We start from the raw sequence: 17,860 nt of genomic DNA on the forward strand, positions 1-17,860 counted from the left end.
CATGAAGCGGATGCTGCCTGTAATATCGCGGATTATGGTCTTTTGCGGGATGACGTTGGCCGCCGGTTCCTGCTCGGCCCAGTCCGGCGGTATCGGCGGAGCGGATGCCGTTACGGACAGCCTTATTGCGGCCAGCCAGGCGGGCGCCATGCCGGTGTTTTTTGACCCGGGCAGCCCGCAGACTTCCCTGGTTGCACCGGGCAGCTTCAAGGATGACGGGGAGTGCAGGGTACGCGGAGGGCTATCCGGTTTTTTTGATAAGGCGGAGGCGGGGAAGCCCCTCACCATCGGTTTTATCGGCGGCAGCATCACCCGGGCGGACGGTATGTACCGCAACCAGGCGGCGAAGTTTATACAGCATTTGTACCCCGCTGTAAAAATAAAGGCCGTCAATGCAGGAATTGCCGGCACCGGCACCGATTTGGGCGCCTGCCGTATCCGGGAGCAGCTGTTAAAATATCATCCCGATCTTGTCTTTATTGAGTTCGCGGTGAACGGCGCTTTCCGTCCCGGCATGGAAGGAATCATTCGGCAGATCAGGAAGTGCGATCCGAATACGGACATCTGTCTCCTATATACGATTGCGGGAGAACAGAGCAGGATATACGCGCGCGGACAGATACCTCCGAACATCCGGGGGCTCGAAGAGATCGCCGCCTATTATCACCTGCCCTCCGTGCATATGGGCATGGAAGCCGCCATGCTGCAAAAGCAGGGGAAGCTCCTGTGGAAAGCGGACACATCCGTCCCCGGGAAGATCGTATTTTCAAAAGACGGTACCCATCCCCTGGAGACAGGGGGCGACCTGTATGCGAAAGCCATCGCCCGCGCCCTGCTCAAGATAAGGCAGGCGGGTATCCCGCAAAAGCAGGCTCATCCGCTGCCTCCTCCGCTACTCGACGACAACTGGGAGGATGCCTGCATGCTGGATCCCCGGGAAGCGGCCACATTCAGCAGCGGATGGAAAGCCGTGGACCCGGCGGGTGTCCCGCTTTTGCAGAGCTTCAAGCCCTGGTTCCCCTATATCATGGCAGCGGATACTCCCGGCGCTTCCTTCACCTTCCGGTTCAGGGGAACCATGGTCGGCGTCTTTGATATCGGCGGACCCGGATCGGGGCAGCTGTTGCTGACGGTCGACGGTAAAACGGTGAAGCAGATCAACCGCTTTAACCGTTATTGTAACAACCGTTACCGGGGACAATGCGAGTTTATCACCCTTCCCCCGGGTCTGCATACGGTCCGTTTCAGCATCTCGCCGGTGAAGGCAGACAAGGCGGCTATCCTGGGACCCGGGCAGCAGCAGGACATTACCCGGCACCCGGAGAAATATGACCGTACGGCCGAGCTGCTGGGAAAGCTGCTGATCCGGGGAACGGTGGTCGTGTCTGATGCCTTATAGTACGGCGGCCACCAGGATGATAAAAGCGATCAGGGCAAGACCGGCATGTGCGCCGATGACCAGCGGGGGCAGCCGGTTCTTCTTTGTCCCGGAAAAGTACAGCACAAAACCCATCAATACCGCCGGTGCAAAATTTACCAGGCTGAAAAGCTGCATATAGTGTCTCCCCTGCAGGTGCTGCAGGATATCTACCCCCAATACGATACAGGCGCTTATCGCAAAGGCCCCGTGGGCGTATACCGCCGCTTTCGGAAGACTTTTCTTTCGCGTTATCCGGTAGATAAAGCCAAGGCCGAGAAGGATAGCCAGTGAGAACAATATAATAGCCACATAGATCATGATAGTACCTACCTGTAGAGACGGGTGGCACAAGAGCCGTGCCATCGTCTGCCTGCGGCAATCGCATTTTCGGGAGCGGCCTCCCGTATGCTGCTGCTGCCGGTGCGGCGCCGGCATATGCATTGTCTCACGGTGATGGAATATTTCTTCCCGTATCCGGAGCGATGGGGATTTATTTCAGCAGTCCCTTGATCTCGCTGAGCTTGAGCAGGGCCTCCACGGGCGTAAGCCGGTCGATGTCGATGTCGGCGAGCAGCCTGCGGATATCCTGGAAGGTTTCGGTATGTGCATCGAAGATGTTGAGCTGGTATTCCGGCGTCCGGGTAGCGGCCTTCTTTAGCTTTTGTGCGGCCGGATCGGCAAGATGCTTGTCTTCCAGCTGTTCCAGCAAAGCGTTGGCCCGTTCCAGCAAAGCCGGCGGCATACCGGCCATGCGGGCCACATGTAGTCCGAAGCTGTGGCGGCTGCCGCCCGGCGCCAGCTTTCGCAGGAAGATGATCTTGTTGCCGGCTTCCCGGTTGGCAATATGAAAATTACGTACCCGGTCCAGCTTATTCTCCAGCTCGTTCAGCTCATGATAATGCGTGGCAAAAAGCGTCTTGGGACGGTGCGGCGTATAGTCGTGCAGGTATTCCACGATGCTCCAGGCGATGGATATGCCGTCGTATGTGCTGGTGCCCCGGCCGATCTCGTCGAGCAGGATCAGGCTGCGGGGGGTGATGTTATTGATGATGCTGGCTGTTTCGTTCATCTCCACCATAAACGTGGATTCCCCGCCGCTCAGGTTGTCCGAGGCGCCCACGCGGGTGAATATCCGGTCGGTCAGTCCCACCTTTGCCGCCGCTGCCGGTACATAGCTGCCCATATGGGCCATCAGGGTGATCAGCGCGGTCTGCCGCAGCAAGGCCGATTTCCCGCTCATGTTCGGTCCGGTGAGGATAATGATCTGCTGGGTGTCGGGGTCCAGCTGCAGATCGTTGGCGACATAAGCCTCTCCGGGCGGAAGGGCGGATTCGATGACGGGGTGGCGACCCGCTCTGATTTCCAGACCCCGGCCTTCGTCGAGCTCCGGCCGGTGATAATCCGATTGCCGTGCATTGCCGGCAAAGCAGAGCAGGCAGTCCAGCCGGGCCAGCACCTGGGCATTCGTTTGAAGCGGAGTAATATAGGCCTGCAGCGCTTCCAGCAGCTGCTCGAACAGGCGCACCTCCAGCGCGAGTATCCGTTCTTCGGCGCCCGTTATCTTTTCTTCATAGGTCTTGATCTCCGGGGTAATATACCGTTCCGCATTGGTGAGGGTCTGTTTGCGGATCCAGGTCTCGGGAACCTTTTCCTTGTGCGCATGGGTTACCTCCAGGTAGTAGCCGAATACGTTGTTAAAGCCGATCTTCAGGGAGGAAATACCCGTGGCGGCGGCTTCCTTTTGCTGGAGCTCGGTGAGATAGGCCTTTCCGTTATGGGCCATTTTCCTGAGCTCATCCAGCTCTTCGTTTACCCCTTCCCGTATCACCCCTCCCTTGTTGACCTGCACGGGCGGATCTTCCGCAAGTCGCTGCAATATGCTTTCCAGGATAGGGGTGCAGGGCTGCAGCTGTTTCAGGAGCGCTGTCAGTCCTTTGTCGTCTGCGCCGGCGCCGGCTTCCTGTATGGCGGCTACCTGCTGCAGTCCTTTAGCCAGCTGCATGACCTCGCGCGGCGAGATCTTCCGCAACGGGACCTTGGAGACGAGCCGTTCCACATCCCCGGTTTGCTTAAGGGCGTGGAGCAGCTGTTGCGAGAGGTCCGGGTGGGCGATAAAGAAGGTCACCAGGTCCAGCCTTTCGTTGATGCGGGCGGCGTCTTTCAGCGGGAAGACGGTCCAGCGGCGCAGCAGACGGGCGCCCATGGGGGATACGGTATGGTCCAGCACATCAAGGAGACAGCGCCCGTTTTCCGTGGCCGGCTGCAGCAGCTCCAGGTTGCGGATGGTAAACCGGTCCATCCACAGAAAATCTTCCCGGCCGATGCGCTGCAGGGCGGTGATGTGCTGCAGCTGGGCATGTTCGGTATCCTTCAGGTAATGCAGGGCCGCGCCCGCGGCGATGATGCCCTGCCGCATCTCCTCGGTGCCGAATCCCTTCAGGGAATGGGTGCCGAACTGCCGGAGCAGGATTTCGAGGGCATAGGTTTGGGTGAAGATCCATTCATCCAGCGCATAAGTATAAAAACGGCTGCCGAAAAGCTGGCGGAATATTTTTTGCTTGCTGCGCTGAAAGATCACCTCTGCAGGCTGAAAGCTCTGCAGCAGCTTGTCGGTATATTCGTCGTTGCCTTCGGCAATAAAAAATTCTCCCGTGGAAATATCCAGGAAGGCCATGCCGTTGCCGGCAGGATCCAGGTACAAAGCGGCCAGGAAGTTGTTGGATTTGTTCTCCAGCAGCTTTTCGTGGGTAGCCACCCCGGGTGTGACCATCTCGGTAACGCCCCGCTTTACCACGCCCTTGGCCGTCTTCGGGTCTTCCAGCTGATCGCATACTGCTACCCGGTAACCAGCCTTCACCAGTTTGTGGAGATAGGTATCCAGCGCATGGTGCGGAAAACCGGCGAGGTCCATGTGAGCGGCCGCGCCGTTGGCCCGTTTGGTCAGCACAATGCCCAGGACCCGGGATGCGATGACGGCATCTTCGTTGAACGTTTCATAAAAGTCACCTACCCGGAACAGCAGTACTGCATCGGGATATTTTGCTTTGATCGTCTTATGCTGCTGCATCAGCGGGGTTTCCGCGGATGTGGGTCGGGATTTGGCCATTTTTTGCTGAAAAACACAAACCTACAGGAAAAATCTTGCACGGCCGGAGATACCGGGAAAACCTTCTCCCTTTGTTCGATCGTGTCCGTCCGCTGCGCACCTAAAATTAACGTTTTTCAGCCGGCATCAAAGTCGATCTCCACTTCGGGCGTTTCGGGTATGCCCACGCAGGTCAGCACCAGGCCCGCTTCCAGATCTTTATCGGTGAGCACCTCGTTGACCAGCAGGTGTACCTTTCCGCTGCGACAACGGGCGACGCAGGTGCTGCACATGCCGCCCCGGCAGCTGTAGGGGAGGGGGATGCCCTGGTCCAGCGCAGCCTGCAGGATATTCTCCCCGGCAGGTACAGCCACCCGGTAGGTTTTCCCCCGTTGGTGCAGGATCGCCAGGGATTCCACGGCGGCCCGCGCATGATAATGTCTTAACGGGGTCGTCACCACCGGGCTGGTAAAGATCTCCCGCCGGAGCTGCTGCTCGGAGAATCCCATAAAAAGCAGCGTCAGCTGCGCCATGCGCATGAGGCTGCCCGGCCCGCAGAGGTAGAAAAGCGCTTTTTCTCCCGGGTAATGAAGACTGCTCCTGATGATTTCTTCAAAAAGCGCATTGTGGAGACGCTGCGGGGGATAACGCTGCCGGTCACGGGGAGCGCTGAAGAAGTACCGGCAGGAAAACCGGCCGGCATGTTCCTCCCGTAATGCATTCAGCGCTTCGAAATAGATGCACCGGTCTTCGCTGTGGCTCGCATACAGCAGGGTGATGCGGGTCTCCGGGGCGTATTTCAAAAAATGCCGCAGCAGCCCAAACAGGGGGGTAATGCCGCTGCCCCCGCCGACCATCAGAATATCCCGGGGACCTTCGTCTATCGGCGGCGGAATAAACCGGCCTGCCGGATACAGGGATTCCAGCAGGTCGCCTTCTGTCAGGTGGTCGAACAGATAACGGGATACCTCTCCGTTCTCGATCCGCCGGATGGTGATCGCCAGGTCGGGGTCCAGGCCGGCCACCGAGCTCAGGGAATAGGAGCGCCGCAGGGGGCGTCCGCCCATGTTCAACAGCAGGGTAAGAAACTGCCCCGGCCGGTAATCGATTGCCGTTCCCGCAGTATTTTCAAGGAATACCGTAATGGCATCCGGGGTCTCGCGGATGATCTTTTTTACCCGCAGGCTGAGCAGCGTTTCCATCGGCATAAATATCCGAAGTATCGCGGAGCTAAAAAAGGCCGGGCGGGGATAGAGAAACATTTTGCTTATTTTGTGCGATAATAGCTATACTGGACGTACTGATAACTGATGAACATGAATAAAACCTGGTTACTCTTTTTGCTGCTCCTCGGGAGCCTGACCTCGCGCGCCCAGATGCCCGAAGCACCGGCCTATCCGCTGATCACGCACGACCCTTATTTTAGCATCTGGTCTTTTACGGACAGCCTGCCGGCCTCCACGACCCGTCACTGGACGGGAGCCGACCGGTCCCTGGTCGGGATATTACGGGTAGACGGACAGCTCTACCGGTTTTTGGGAATGGCCCAGCCCACCTATAAAACCGTATTGCCGGCCGCAGATGAAGAAAGCTACAGCTGCCGGTATACCGAGCAGCAGCCGGCGGGCGACTGGATGAAAGCGGGTTTTAACGATCGCGGCTGGAAGGCCGGTATCGCGCCTTTCGGGGACAACCGCAGGGCAAAGACCGCCTGGAAAAGCAAGGATATCTGGATGAGGAGAACGTTTAAGGGCGGCAAAGCCGATCTCCATAAGCTGTTGCTCAAGATCAACCACGACGATAATGTGGAAGTATATCTGAACGGACGGCAGGTGTATACCAAGACCGGCTGGCTGAACAAATACGGCTATTTTGCCATCGACGGCAATCCCGGGGAGCTCCTCCGCCGCGGCACCAACGTGCTGGCGATCCACTGTGCCAATACGGCCGGCGGCGCCTGGCTGGATGCCGGTATCGTGGATGAGCAGCCGGCAAAGACAGCCGGAACGGTACTGACGGCGGTTCAGAAAAAAGTGGAGGTAAGCGCCACCCAGACCCGCTACTGGTTCAGCTGCGGCAAGGTCGATCTCACCCTGACCTTTACCTCCCCGCTGCTGGCGGATTCGCTGGCCCTGCTGGCCCGCCCCGTATCCTATGTCACCTTTGCGGTACAGTCCGCCGATGGCGCAGCACATGATGTGAAGGCTTATCTCGGCGCCTCTACGGACCTTGCGGTGAACGAGCCTTTCCAGGAGGTGACGGCCAAGACCTATACTTCCGGCTCCCTCTCCATCCTGAAAGCCGGCACCCGCGAGCAGCCGGTGCTCCAGAAGAAGGGGGACGACCTGCGGATCGACTGGGGTTACCTGTACATGGCCGTCCCCCGCTCGGGCCAGGCGATGCAGTATGTTTCGCCGGCAGCCGGCAGCCTGAGCCGGCTATCGGGAAATATTGTTGCCGACGAAGTCGCATCCACAGCGGGAAAATCCCTCATGCTGAATACGGTATTGACCTTTGGGAAGGTTGAAAAAACGCCGAAGAGCGCCTTTGTCATGCTGGGCTACGATGAGCTGTTCTCTATCCAGTATTTTCATCAGAACCTGAAGCCCTGGTGGAAGACGGAAGGTAATATGCCGACCATTGAAGCGCAGCTGGAAGCTGCGGCCCGGGATTACAAGACAGTGTTGCAGGAATGTGATGCCTTTGATAAAAAATTATACGACGAGGCCCTCGCGGCCGGCGGGGAAAAATACGCCAGGCTCTGCGCGCTGGTGTACCGGCAGAGTCTGGCTGCCCACAAGCTCGTCAAAAGCCCGCAGGGCGAGCTGCTGTTTCTCTCCAAGGAAAACTTCAGCAACGGGTCCATCAATACGGTGGATATCACCTATCCTTCCGCTCCGCTCTACCTGCGGTACAACCCGGAGCTGCTGAAGGGCATGATGAATGGGATCTTTTATTACAGCGAGTCCGGTAAATGGGCCAAGCCTTTTGCCGCGCATGACCTGGGTACCTATCCGATCGCCAACGGGCAAACCTACGGCGAGGATATGCCGGTGGAAGAGTCCGGCAATATGGTCATTCTATCCGCAGCTCTTGCCAAAGCGGAAGGGAATACGGATTATGCGAAAAAGCACTGGAAAACGCTGACCACCTGGGCGGAATACCTGGCCAAAGCAGGATTCGATCCCGTGAATCAATTGTGCACGGACGACTTTGCCGGACACCTGGCCCGTAACGCCAACCTTTCTATAAAGGCCATTGTAGCGCTGGGTTGCTATGCCGCCATGGCAAAGGACCTGGGCGAACAGGCCACTGCGGATAAATACCGGCAGCTGGCGAAAGGAATGGTGCAGCAGTGGATGCAGCTGGCCGACGACGGCGATCATTATGCCCTTACCTTTAATGACAAGGGCACCTGGAGTCAGAAGTATAACCTGGTATGGGATAAGGTGCTGGGGCTGGATCTGTTTCCGCAGGAGGTGTACGACAAAGAGATAAAATATTACCTGACCAAGCAAAACGCCTTCGGACTGCCGCTGGACAGCCGGAAGACCTATACCAAATCGGACTGGATCATGTGGACCGCCGTGCTGGCCAAGGATCAACAGGACTTCCTGGCCCTCACCGATCCTATCTATAAGTATGCAACGGAAACGCCTACACGCGTGCCGCTGAGCGACTGGCACGAGACCACCGACGGCAAGCAGGTGGGCTTCCAGGCCCGCAGCGTGGTGGGCGGTTATTTCATGAAGGTACTGATGCAGTATTTTTCCCGCTCCCGCAGCTTTAAGAATCCGTTGCTTTCTTCCGGCCCCGATCCCTGGGCGATCTATCACAACGGCTACTATTATTATATGCATACCACCGGGCATGACCTGCGGCTCTGGAAGGCGCGGCGGATCACCGACCTGAGACATGCCGAGAAAAAGATCATCTGGACGCCCCCTGCATCCGGCGAACATTCGAAGGAGGTCTGGGCCCCCGAGATCCATCTGATGGATGGTAAATGGTATGTGTATTTCACGGCAGACGGAGGCAGGAATGCAGGCCACCGCATCTGGGTGCTGGAGAACGCCTCCCCCGATCCGATGCAAGGCAGCTGGGTAATGAAAGGGAAGGTCAGCGACCCTACGGATCAGTGGGCTATCGACGCCTCTGTTTTTCAGGAAGGCAAGCAATGGTATATGATCTGGTCCGGCTGGGAAAAGCGGGTTCCTCATGAAGAAATGCAAAACATTTATATCGCCCGGCTGAAAAATCCCTGGACGGTGGACGGCAAAAGAGTAAAGCTCTCTTCGCCGGAACTTCCCTGGGAACGGATATGGGATGCAGGCTCTGCCAACCGTCCCGATCACCCGGTATATGTGAATGAAGGGCCGGAGTTGCTGAAACACGGCAACAAGCTTTTCCTGGTTTATTCGGCCAGTGGCTGCTGGACGAACAGCTATGCCCTCGGGATGCTTACGGCTTCCGCCGGCAGCGACCTGCTGGATCCGGCTTCCTGGAAAAAATCCCGGACACCGGTTTTCAGCCAGTCGCCCGAAAACGGGGTGTACGGACCGGGCCACAACAGCTTTTTTCCTTCACCGGATGGCAAGGAGACCTGGATCCTGTATCATGCCAACCCGGCTCCGGACCAGGGCTGCGGCGGACACCGCTCCCCACGGGCGCAGCTGGTGCACTGGCAGCCGGACGGGACGCCTGATTTCGGAACTCCCGTTGCCGCAGGAACCCCCTTGCCGCTGCCTTCCGGAACATAGACTGGAGGGGTGATTTCCCGTCCGTATGCTATGATGAAGGTGTAAACAGAAAAACAAAATCGTTTTAGCTATGAACCATTCCCGCAGAAACTTCATCCGTACCACAGCCGCGCTGGCTGCGGGTACCGGCCTGGCAGGAGGCCTCCCTGCCTCGCTTTACGCCTCCCATGGTAAAGTTGCCCCTTCCGACCGCATCCGGGTCGGCGCCATCGGTATCAACGGCATGGGCTGGGCCGATCTGAGCGCGATGCTGAAAAATCCTCAGGCACAGTGCGTGGCCCTGTGCGATGTGGACAAGAACGTGCTGGAGAAACGAACCGCCGAGCTGGCAAAGCAGGACATCAAAGTAAAAACTTACGGCGACTACCGGAAGCTGCTGGAGGATAAAGATATCGACGCTGTGATCATCGGCACGCCGGATCACTGGCATTGTCTGGTGATGACCGATGCCTGCGCGGCGGGCAAGGACGTATACGTGGAGAAGCCCATCGGTAACTCTATTGCCGAATGCCGCGCCATGGTGGCGGCGCAGCAGCGCTACGGGCGCATGGTGCAGGTAGGGCAGTGGCAGCGCAGCCAGCAGCACTTCAAGGATGCGGTGGATTTCGTGCATTCCGGGAAGCTGGGCAAGATCAGGCTGGTCAAGGCCTGGGCCTACCAGGGCTGGATGAAGTCGATTCCCAAAAAGCCGGACAGCGCGCCGCCGCCCGGGGTGGATTATACCATGTGGCTGGGCCCGGCCCGGCAGCGGCCCTTTAACCCGAACCGTTTTCACTTTAACTTCCGCTGGTTCTGGGATTATGCCGGCGGGCTGATGACCGACTGGGGCGTACACCTGCTGGATTATGCCCTGCTGGGCATGCAGGCGGAAATGCCGTTGTCCGTAATGGCCTCCGGTGGTAAATTTGCTTATCCCGACGATGCAGCCGAAACACCGGATACCCTGACTACTGTATACGCTTTTGACGGCTTCAATATCCAGTGGGAGCATGCCAACGGCATAGACGGCGGACCTTACCGGCGCGATCACGGCATTGCCTTTATCGGCAACAACGGCACCCTCGTGCTGGACCGCGGCGGCTGGGAAGTGCTGCCCGAAGGAGATAAGATGGAAGCTGTTCCCCGGCGCAAATCGGTGGACAACGGCGTGGAACAGCATACCAAAAATTTCCTGGAAGTGGTACGGTCACGCCGTGCTGCGGACCTGCATGCACCCATACAGGCCGGCGCACATATCGCCGTCTTTGCCCAGATGGGGGATATCGCCTACCGTACCGGTCAGAAGCTTTACTGGGAAGCGGACAAGGACAGGTTTAAGGAAGCGGAAGCCAACCATTACCTGGCCGCCACCTATCACAACGGCTATCATCTGCCGAAGGCATAAAGTGCTTTCCGCATTTTTGTATTTATCTTAAATTGTAACATGGTATACACGATCCGGTCATTCCTATCCTGCATGGCGCTGCCGGTAACAGCGGCCCTGCTCCTTGCGGGATGTCAGCGCAAGCCTGCCGTCGTTACCCTTGTCCGCGCAGACACTGCTGCAAGAAACGATTATTATATTTCCAACCGGGCGCCTCTGGTGCCCTCGCAGTTTGTCAAGCTGCCCGCGGGCAGCATCGTTCCCGGCGGCTGGATACGGAAATACCTCGAACTCCAGCGCGACGGCCTCACCGGTCATCTCGGCGAGATCAGCGCCTGGCTGGAAAAGAAAGACAATGCCTGGTTCAGCGGCGACGGTACCGGCGACCATGGCTGGGAAGAAGTGCCTTACTGGCTGAAAGGCTACGGCGATCTCGGCTATGAGCTCGGGGATAAAAAAATTATTGCGGAAACAAAACGCTGGCTGGAAAAGGTCTTCGAAAGCCAGCGTCCGGACGGCTATTTCGGTCCGGCCGTCATTCCGGACAAGGCCAAGGATTCCATACCGGACCTCTGGCCCAATATGATCATGCTGTGGTGTATGCAGACCTATTATGAATACAGCCGCGACCCCCGCGTGATCCCCTTTATGACCGCTTATTTCAAATGGGAAAACACCATTCCCGAAGACAAGCTGCTGACCCTTTACTGGGAAAACAGCCGCGGGGGCGACAACCTGTACAGCATCTACTGGCTGTATAACCGTACCGGTGAAAAATGGCTCCTGGACCTGGCCGCCAAGGTCCACCGTCATACGGCCGACTGGATGCAGAACGGCAACCTCCCCAACTGGCATAACGTAAATGTGGCGCAATGCTTCCGGGAGCCCGCCACCTATTATATGCAAACGGGCGACAGCAGCGCCTTAAAAGCCACCTATGCCGATTTTCACCTGATCCGCAACCTGTACGGGCAGGTGCCCGGCGGGATGTTCGGCGCCGATGAGAATGCGCGGCCCGGCTACAGCGATCCCCGGCAGGCCGTGGAAACCTGCGGCATGGTGGAGCAGATGGCCAGCGACGAGCTGCTGCTGGGGATCACCGGCGATCCTTTCTGGGCCGACCATGCCGAAAAAGTAGCCTTCAATACTTACCCTGCCGCGGTGATGCCGGATTTCAGGGGACTGCGTTATCTCACCGCCCCCAATATGATCGTCAGCGACAGCAAAAATCATTCTCCCGGCATTCAGAACGACGGGCCTTTTCTGATGATGAACCCTTTCAGCAGCCGCTGCTGCCAGCATAACCATGCGCAGGGATGGCCTTATTATGCCGAGCACCTGTGGATGGCTACGCCGGACAACGGCCTGGCTGCCATGCTGTACAACAGCTGCAAGGTTACCGCCCGTGTGGGCAAAGGCGACTCGGTAACGCTGGAAGAAAGCACCCATTATCCGTTTGATGAAAAAGTAAAAATAACGGTGCACAGCGCAGGAGCGAACGAATTTCCGGTCTATCTCCGTATTCCCGGCTGGTGCAAGGGAGCAAAGATATATGTGAACGGCAAGGCGCTGGAACACAGCAATACGCCCGCCTCCTATACGCGGATATCCCGCACCTGGCAGGATAAGGACGAGATAACGCTGGAGCTGCCCATGCAGGTATCGGTGCGCCGCTGGGCCGAAAACAAACAGAGCGCCAGCGTCAACTACGGCCCCCTGACCTTTTCGCTGCAGATCAAGGAGCACTATGAGCAGGCAGACAGCAGGACCTCCGCCATCGGCGACAGCAAATGGCAGAAAGATGCGGATGCGACAAAATGGCCCGCTTTTGAGATCTACCCGGACAGCAAATGGAACTACGGGCTGGAGCTGGACCAGGCCGACCCGGCAAAAGCATTTACCGTGGTGAAGAAAAGCTGGCCGGCGGATGATTTCCCCTTCAGCCAGCAGCACGTGCCCCTGCTGATAAAAACGAAGGGGAGGGAGATACCTTCCTGGACCATCGACCAATACGGGCTCTGCGATACGCTGCCGCCCAGTCCGGTGGCCGTGAGCACGCCCGAAGAGTCGCTGACCCTGATACCGATGGGTGCGGCCCGGCTCAGGATATCGGCCTTCCCGGTGGTAAAAGGTCAGTCGCAGTAAACCATATGATAATTAAAAACCGGAGCCGCAGCTCCGGAGCCGTATAAACATACCTAACCCGATAAACATTCAATCTATGAAAATACATCAGCGGTCACTCACCTTTACCTCTTCCTTTGCCCTGGCTTTCTTCGCCGGCATTCTGCTCCTGGCATCCTGCCAGCCCGGCGCTCCTTCGGGAGAAGCGCAGGGCGGGGACAGCGCAGCAGCCGGATCAGCCCTCATCCCGGATGCCGCCGGCTTCCGCGACACGATAAACGGCAAGGCTACCAACCTCTATGTTTTAAAAAACCACAGCGGCATGCAGGCCGCCGTTACCAACTACGGGGGAAGGCTGGTGAGCCTGGTGGTGCCGGATAAAAACGGGACCCCCACCGATGTGGTGGCCGGGTTTGATAACGTGGAAGGCTATGTGAAATCTACGGAGCCGTATTTCGGCGCTACCATCGGCCGCTATGGCAACCGGATCGCCAAAGGTAAGTTCAGCCTGGACGGTAAGTCCTATACGCTGTTTATCAATAACCCGCCCAATGCCCTCCATGGCGGAAAGCCCGGGTTCCAGGAGGTGGTATGGGATGCCAGCCAGCTCAATGATTCCACGCTGGAGCTGCGCTACCTCGCCAAGGATATGGAGGCGGGCTTTCCCGGCAACCTGCAGGTGAAGGTCACCTACGCCCTTACGGCAGACAATGCCCTCAAGCTGGATTATGAGGCGGTCACCGACAAAAAGACCGTGGTCAACCTGACCAACCATGCCTTCTTTAACCTGAACGGCTGGGGCAGCGGCACCATCCTTAACCATCTTTTATGGGTTAACGCCGACCGTTATACACCGATCGATTCCACTTTTATTCCTGCCGGCAAGCTGGCTTCCGTGGAAGGAACCCCCTTTGATTTCCGGAAAGCCACCGCCATCGGCGCCCGTATCGGGGAGGACAATGAGCAGCTGAAGAACGGTCGCGGCTACGACCATAATTTTGTGCTGAACGAAGACAAGGGTTCGGGGCTCAACCATGCGGCCACCGTAACCGGCGATCAGTCCGGCATCGTCATGGATGTATATACCCGGGAGCCCGGTCTGCAATTTTACAGCGGTAATTTTATGGAAAGCAAGAATGCCATGAGCGGCGGTCACAAGGATGATCCGCGCACCGCGTTTGCGATGGAGACCCAGCATTTTCCGGATTCCCCCAACCGGCCGGACTTTCCTTCCACTGTGCTGAAGCCGGGAGATACCTACCGGACCGAATCGCTGTACAAATTTTCGGTGAAGCCATGACGGGAGACGCCGGCAATGGTACAGCCGGCCGGAGGCCGCCGGAAAGATGCCGGGGGCCGCTGCCGGGCTTTTTCGGTTATCTTTGCCCCCTTGTACACGAATCTTTCAAAGTGATGCGGTCATAGCTATGGAACAAAAAGTGCGGTTTGCCGTAATCGGCTGCGGGCATATCGGGAAAAGACATGCCGAGATGATATCCCGGAATCCGGAAAGCGAGCTGGTGGCGCTGGCCGACGTCAGGCCCCGGGAAGCCCTGGGGCTCGATAAGTTCTCCGTTCCCTTTTTTCCTTCGCTGGAAGCCTTCCTGCTGGAAGGTCCGGAGGCGGATGTGATCAACATCACTACGCCCAACGGCTTTCATGCGGAGCAGGCCATGCATAGCCTGGAAGCCGGGCGGCATGTGGTGATCGAAAAGCCGCTGGCCCTTACGCGGCAGGATGCCGAAAAAGTGATCTTTAAGGCCCTGCAGGTGCACCGGCATGTATTTGCCGTGATGCAGAACCGGTATTCGCCGCCCTCGGTATGGATCAAGGAGCTGGTAACGTCCGGAAAGCTGGGCCGCATCTATATGGTGCAGCTGAATTGCTACTGGAACCGCGATGAAAGATATTATGTACCCGGCAGCTGGCATGGCACCCGGTCGCTGGACGGGGGGACGCTCTTTACCCAGTTCAGCCATTTTGTAGATATCCTCTACTGGCTGTTTGGAGATATCACCCATATCCGGACAAGGCTGGCCGACCACAGCCACAGCAGCCTCACCGAATTTGAGGACAGCGGTTTTGTCAGCTTTGATTTTGTAAACGGAGGCATGGGCAGCATCAACTTCTCCACTTCCGTCTGGGACAAAAACCTCGAAAGCAGCATGACCGTCATCGCGGAGAACGGCTCAGTAAAGATCGGCGGTCAATACATGGAGCAGGTGGAATATTGCCATGTAAAGGACTATGTGATGCCTGAGCTGGCCGCCACCAACCCCGGGAATGATTACGGCGCCTATAAGGGGTCCGCGCAAAACCATCATTATGTCATCGAAAACGTCGTGGATGTGCTGAAGGGGCGCTCCGCCATCACTACAAATGCGCTGGAAGGCATGAAGGTGGTGGATATCATCGAACGTATCTATGAAGCCGCAGACGCCGGGTCGCGTAACAAGGCCGGATAAAGCGGTGGTAATAAAGACGAATGCATTTTATCCTCCCAGCTGTTCCAGGGCTTTGGTCAGCATCGGATCACCGGCATTGCTGACCTCATAGTAGCCTTCTGTGCTCCAGCGCTGCCTTGCAAAAAAGGCTTTCAGGCGCTCCCGCAGCTCCGGCTCATCGGCGGACCCTGCCGCCGGCAGGCTGTCCTTCCCCTCCTTGCGGGCATATTGCCGGAAGGCCTGCATGATATCGTCGGAAACATGAAAACGCTTGCTGAAATCGGCCGCGTCCTGATACTCGTCAAAAAGCTTCCGGTGCCGGCTGTAGTATGCATACACGAAATTATACAGGGTGTTCTGGGTATATAGCAGCGCAAGCGCGCCGTTTATATGGGTAGTATCCAGCGGCACAAACACGTCCGGCGTAATACCGCCCCCGCCGTAAACCACACGGTGCTTGATCCGTGTATAGTAGTGCGTGGTATCGGCGAAATGAATGCTGTCTGCCGTGGAAAGCTCCCCGTGCTGGTACCGGTGCAGGATATCCTCGTCGTAATCCTCGATTCCTTTTTTATAGGATTTCTGAATGCAGCGGCCTGAGGGGATATAGTAGCGGGCAACGGTAAGCCGCAGCGCTCCGCCGTCGTACAGGGGAAACTGTTCCTGTACCAGCCCCTTTCCGAAGGTCCGCCTGCCGATGATGGTGCCCCGGTCCCAGTCCTGGACGGCCCCCGAAAGAATCTCGCTGGCAGAGGCGCTGCCTTCGTCCACCAGCAGGGCCAGATTGCCCTTTTCGAAGATGCCCGGCTTATCGCAGCGGTAGTCGGTGCGGGGATAGCTCTTGCCCTGGGTATATACGATGAGCTTGTCGTCGCTCAGCAGCTCATCCGCTATCTTGGTCGCGGCATCGAGATATCCGCCGGGATTCTGTCGCAGGTCGATGATCAGCTTTTTCAGACCCTTTTGCTGGAGGACCAGCATGGTGTCCATAAACTCCCGGTAAGTATTGGCTGCAAAGCGGTTGATGCGGATGTAGCCGACATCCGGTGTAGCCATATATCCGGCGTCGATACTGTGCAGCGGAATGATGCCGCGGTGGATCTCCACCGGCAGCAGCTGCCCGTCGCGCAGCAGCGTCACCTTCACGGCGGAGCCTTTCGGTCCCCGCAGCAGCTCCCGGATACGATCTGCCGTGATACCGTTACCCGCAACCAGGGAATCCCCGACACGGACGATCTTGTCGCCCGTCTGCAGCCCCGCTTCCTGCGACGGTCCCCCGGAGATCACCGAGATGACGTTGACGGTATCGCTGAAGATGTTGAATTCTATACCGATGCCCTGGAAGTTTCCTTCCAGGTCCTCGTTGACCGAGCTCAGCCGGGAAGGGGCGATATAAAGCGAGTGCGGGTCCAGGTGCCGGAGTATGCCGGCGATGGCGTCGGCGTTCAGGTCTTTATCGTGCAGGCTGTCCACGTATTTTACCCGGATCAGGTTGAGGATTTCCTGAACCGTATTGCGCTGTCCCGATGAGAAGAAGTAGGACGCTTTATAACCCTGTTTATCGCGCAGCTTAAATCCCAGCAACATGCCGGCGGCCAGCGTAACGGAAAACAACAAAGGGATGAAAACCTTGAATTTTTTACCTGATTGCCTGTCAGCCATGTTATTATACCCGTTTAGGCTCCTTTTTTTTATTTTAGCATCTGAATTCGGCCATTTGGCAAAAATAACATAAAACAGCCTGATTCGATATTTAACATTTCATCCGGCTACTCCAACCTGTTCCTATGATGACGCCGCAACCTCAAATCCTGATCGCCGACAGCGGTTCCACCAAAACAACCTGGTGCCTGCTCTCCGGCAACCGTAAAAAAATGGTGCGCACGCAGGGTATCAGTCCCTATTTCCAGACCGGCACCCAGATGGAAGATATTTTTAACAAAGAGCTGCTGCCCGGCCTGGGAAGGGCCGCTGCCCGGGTAGAACGCGTCTGTTACTACGGAACGGGCTGTGCCGATCCGAAGAATGCAGCCGTGGTAAAAAGAGCCCTGCGAAAAGTATTTGCCGGGGCAAAGCTACAGGTGACACACGACCTGATGGGGGCCGCCAGGGCCCTCTGCGGACGCAGCGCCGGCATTGCCTGCATCCTGGGAACGGGCTCCAGCATCTGTTATTTTAATGGCAGAACGATCCCGGAGAGCGATCCCGGTCTGGGTTATATTTTGGGCGATGAGGGCAGCGGCGCATATCTGGGAAGGAAGGTATTGCAGCATTATCTCTACCACTTTTTTGACCCGGAGCTGACAGCCCGCTTTGAGGAGAAGTACGACACGGACCGCAGCGAGATACTGGATAAGATATACAAGGAGCCGCTGGCGAACCGTTATCTCGCCTCCTGCTCGCTTTTCCTGCAGGAGAACAGGGGGCATAAGGCCGTCGAAAGTATCCTGGAAGAAGGGCTGGATGACTTTTTCTTTCGTCATATCTACCGTTATGCCGGGCGCCGGAAGGCGCCGGTTCATTTTGTGGGCGGCATAGCCCATGGATACCGCGACGTGGTGCGGATGCTCTGCAAAGCTTACGAGCTTACCTGCGGCAATATCCTAAAGGCGCCTATGGACGGGCTGGTTGCCTATCATAAAAAAGAAGCGGCGGGCTGAAAGG

The 17,860-nt window shown here is 57.3% G+C and carries 10 protein-coding genes and 2 pseudogenes; 8 read left to right on the forward strand and 4 right to left on the reverse strand.

The genetic code is table 11. From position 1 onward, the window contains the following. Position 1: 1 nt before the first annotated feature. Positions 2 to 1,399 (forward strand): SGNH/GDSL hydrolase family protein, encoded by a 1,398-nt coding sequence (locus ABD851_RS03650; RefSeq protein WP_344975499.1) that lies wholly within the window; start codon positions 2 to 4, stop codon positions 1,397 to 1,399. On the opposite strand, the gene ABD851_RS03655 is transcribed toward ABD851_RS03650, so the two are convergent. From ABD851_RS03655 to ABD851_RS03665, 3 genes are all read right to left on the reverse strand, one after another. Then, positions 1,394 to 1,861: a hypothetical protein gene (locus tag ABD851_RS03655; protein ID WP_344975502.1), complete on the reverse strand. Its 468-nt coding sequence runs from the start codon at positions 1,859 to 1,861 to the stop codon at positions 1,394 to 1,396. The genes ABD851_RS03650 and ABD851_RS03655 overlap by 6 nt on opposite strands. A gap of 49 nt (positions 1,862 to 1,910) precedes the next feature. Further along, a complete protein-coding gene (gene mutS, locus ABD851_RS03660; protein ID WP_344975505.1) occupies positions 1,911 to 4,526 on the reverse strand; it encodes a DNA mismatch repair protein MutS in 2,616 nt (871 codons plus the stop codon). A 116-nt stretch (positions 4,527 to 4,642) separates the two neighbouring features. Beyond that, positions 4,643 to 5,713 carry a 2Fe-2S iron-sulfur cluster-binding protein gene (locus ABD851_RS03665; RefSeq protein ID WP_344975508.1) on the reverse strand — a complete coding sequence of 357 codons (1,071 nt, stop codon included), beginning with the start codon at positions 5,711 to 5,713 and terminating at the stop codon, positions 4,643 to 4,645. 102 nt (positions 5,714 to 5,815) lie between these two features. Here ABD851_RS03665 and ABD851_RS03670 point away from each other — a divergent pair. From ABD851_RS03670 to ABD851_RS03690, 6 genes and pseudogenes are all read left to right on the forward strand, one after another. Beyond that, positions 5,816 to 8,263, forward strand: a pseudogene (locus ABD851_RS03670) (glutaminase family protein); the annotation flags it as partial. A gap of 39 nt (positions 8,264 to 8,302) precedes the next feature. Next, positions 8,303 to 9,265: pseudogene (locus ABD851_RS18005) on the forward strand (glycoside hydrolase family 43 protein); the annotation flags it as partial. A 70-nt stretch (positions 9,266 to 9,335) separates the two neighbouring features. After that, the gene (locus ABD851_RS03675) at positions 9,336 to 10,649 is read left to right on the forward strand and encodes a Gfo/Idh/MocA family protein (protein ID WP_344975514.1); all 1,314 of its coding nucleotides are present in this window, start codon (positions 9,336 to 9,338) and stop codon (positions 10,647 to 10,649) included. 39 nt (positions 10,650 to 10,688) lie between these two features. Then, positions 10,689 to 12,773 (forward strand): beta-L-arabinofuranosidase domain-containing protein, encoded by a 2,085-nt coding sequence (locus ABD851_RS03680; RefSeq protein ID WP_344975516.1) that lies wholly within the window; start codon positions 10,689 to 10,691, stop codon positions 12,771 to 12,773. 76 nt (positions 12,774 to 12,849) lie between these two features. After that, a complete protein-coding gene (locus tag ABD851_RS03685) occupies positions 12,850 to 14,052 on the forward strand; it encodes an aldose epimerase family protein (protein ID WP_344975519.1) in 1,203 nt (400 codons plus the stop codon). A 127-nt stretch (positions 14,053 to 14,179) separates the two neighbouring features. Further along, positions 14,180 to 15,217, forward strand: a complete 1,038-nt coding sequence (locus tag ABD851_RS03690; protein ID WP_344975523.1) for a Gfo/Idh/MocA family protein — start codon at positions 14,180 to 14,182, stop codon at positions 15,215 to 15,217. A 27-nt stretch (positions 15,218 to 15,244) separates the two neighbouring features. Here the strand turns inward: ABD851_RS03690 and ABD851_RS03695 are convergent, their stop codons facing one another. Further along, entirely contained in the window at positions 15,245 to 16,858 is a 1,614-nt protein-coding gene (locus ABD851_RS03695) for a S41 family peptidase (protein WP_344975527.1), read from the reverse strand. 125 nt (positions 16,859 to 16,983) lie between these two features. On the opposite strand from ABD851_RS03695, the gene ABD851_RS03700 reads away from it, so the two are divergent. Further along, positions 16,984 to 17,856: an N-acetylglucosamine kinase gene (locus ABD851_RS03700; protein WP_344975530.1), complete on the forward strand. Its 873-nt coding sequence runs from the start codon at positions 16,984 to 16,986 to the stop codon at positions 17,854 to 17,856. Positions 17,857 to 17,860 lie beyond the last annotated feature (4 nt).

Source organism: Compostibacter hankyongensis, from assembly GCF_039541075.1.
Classification (GTDB): domain Bacteria; phylum Bacteroidota; class Bacteroidia; order Chitinophagales; family Chitinophagaceae; genus Compostibacter; species Compostibacter hankyongensis.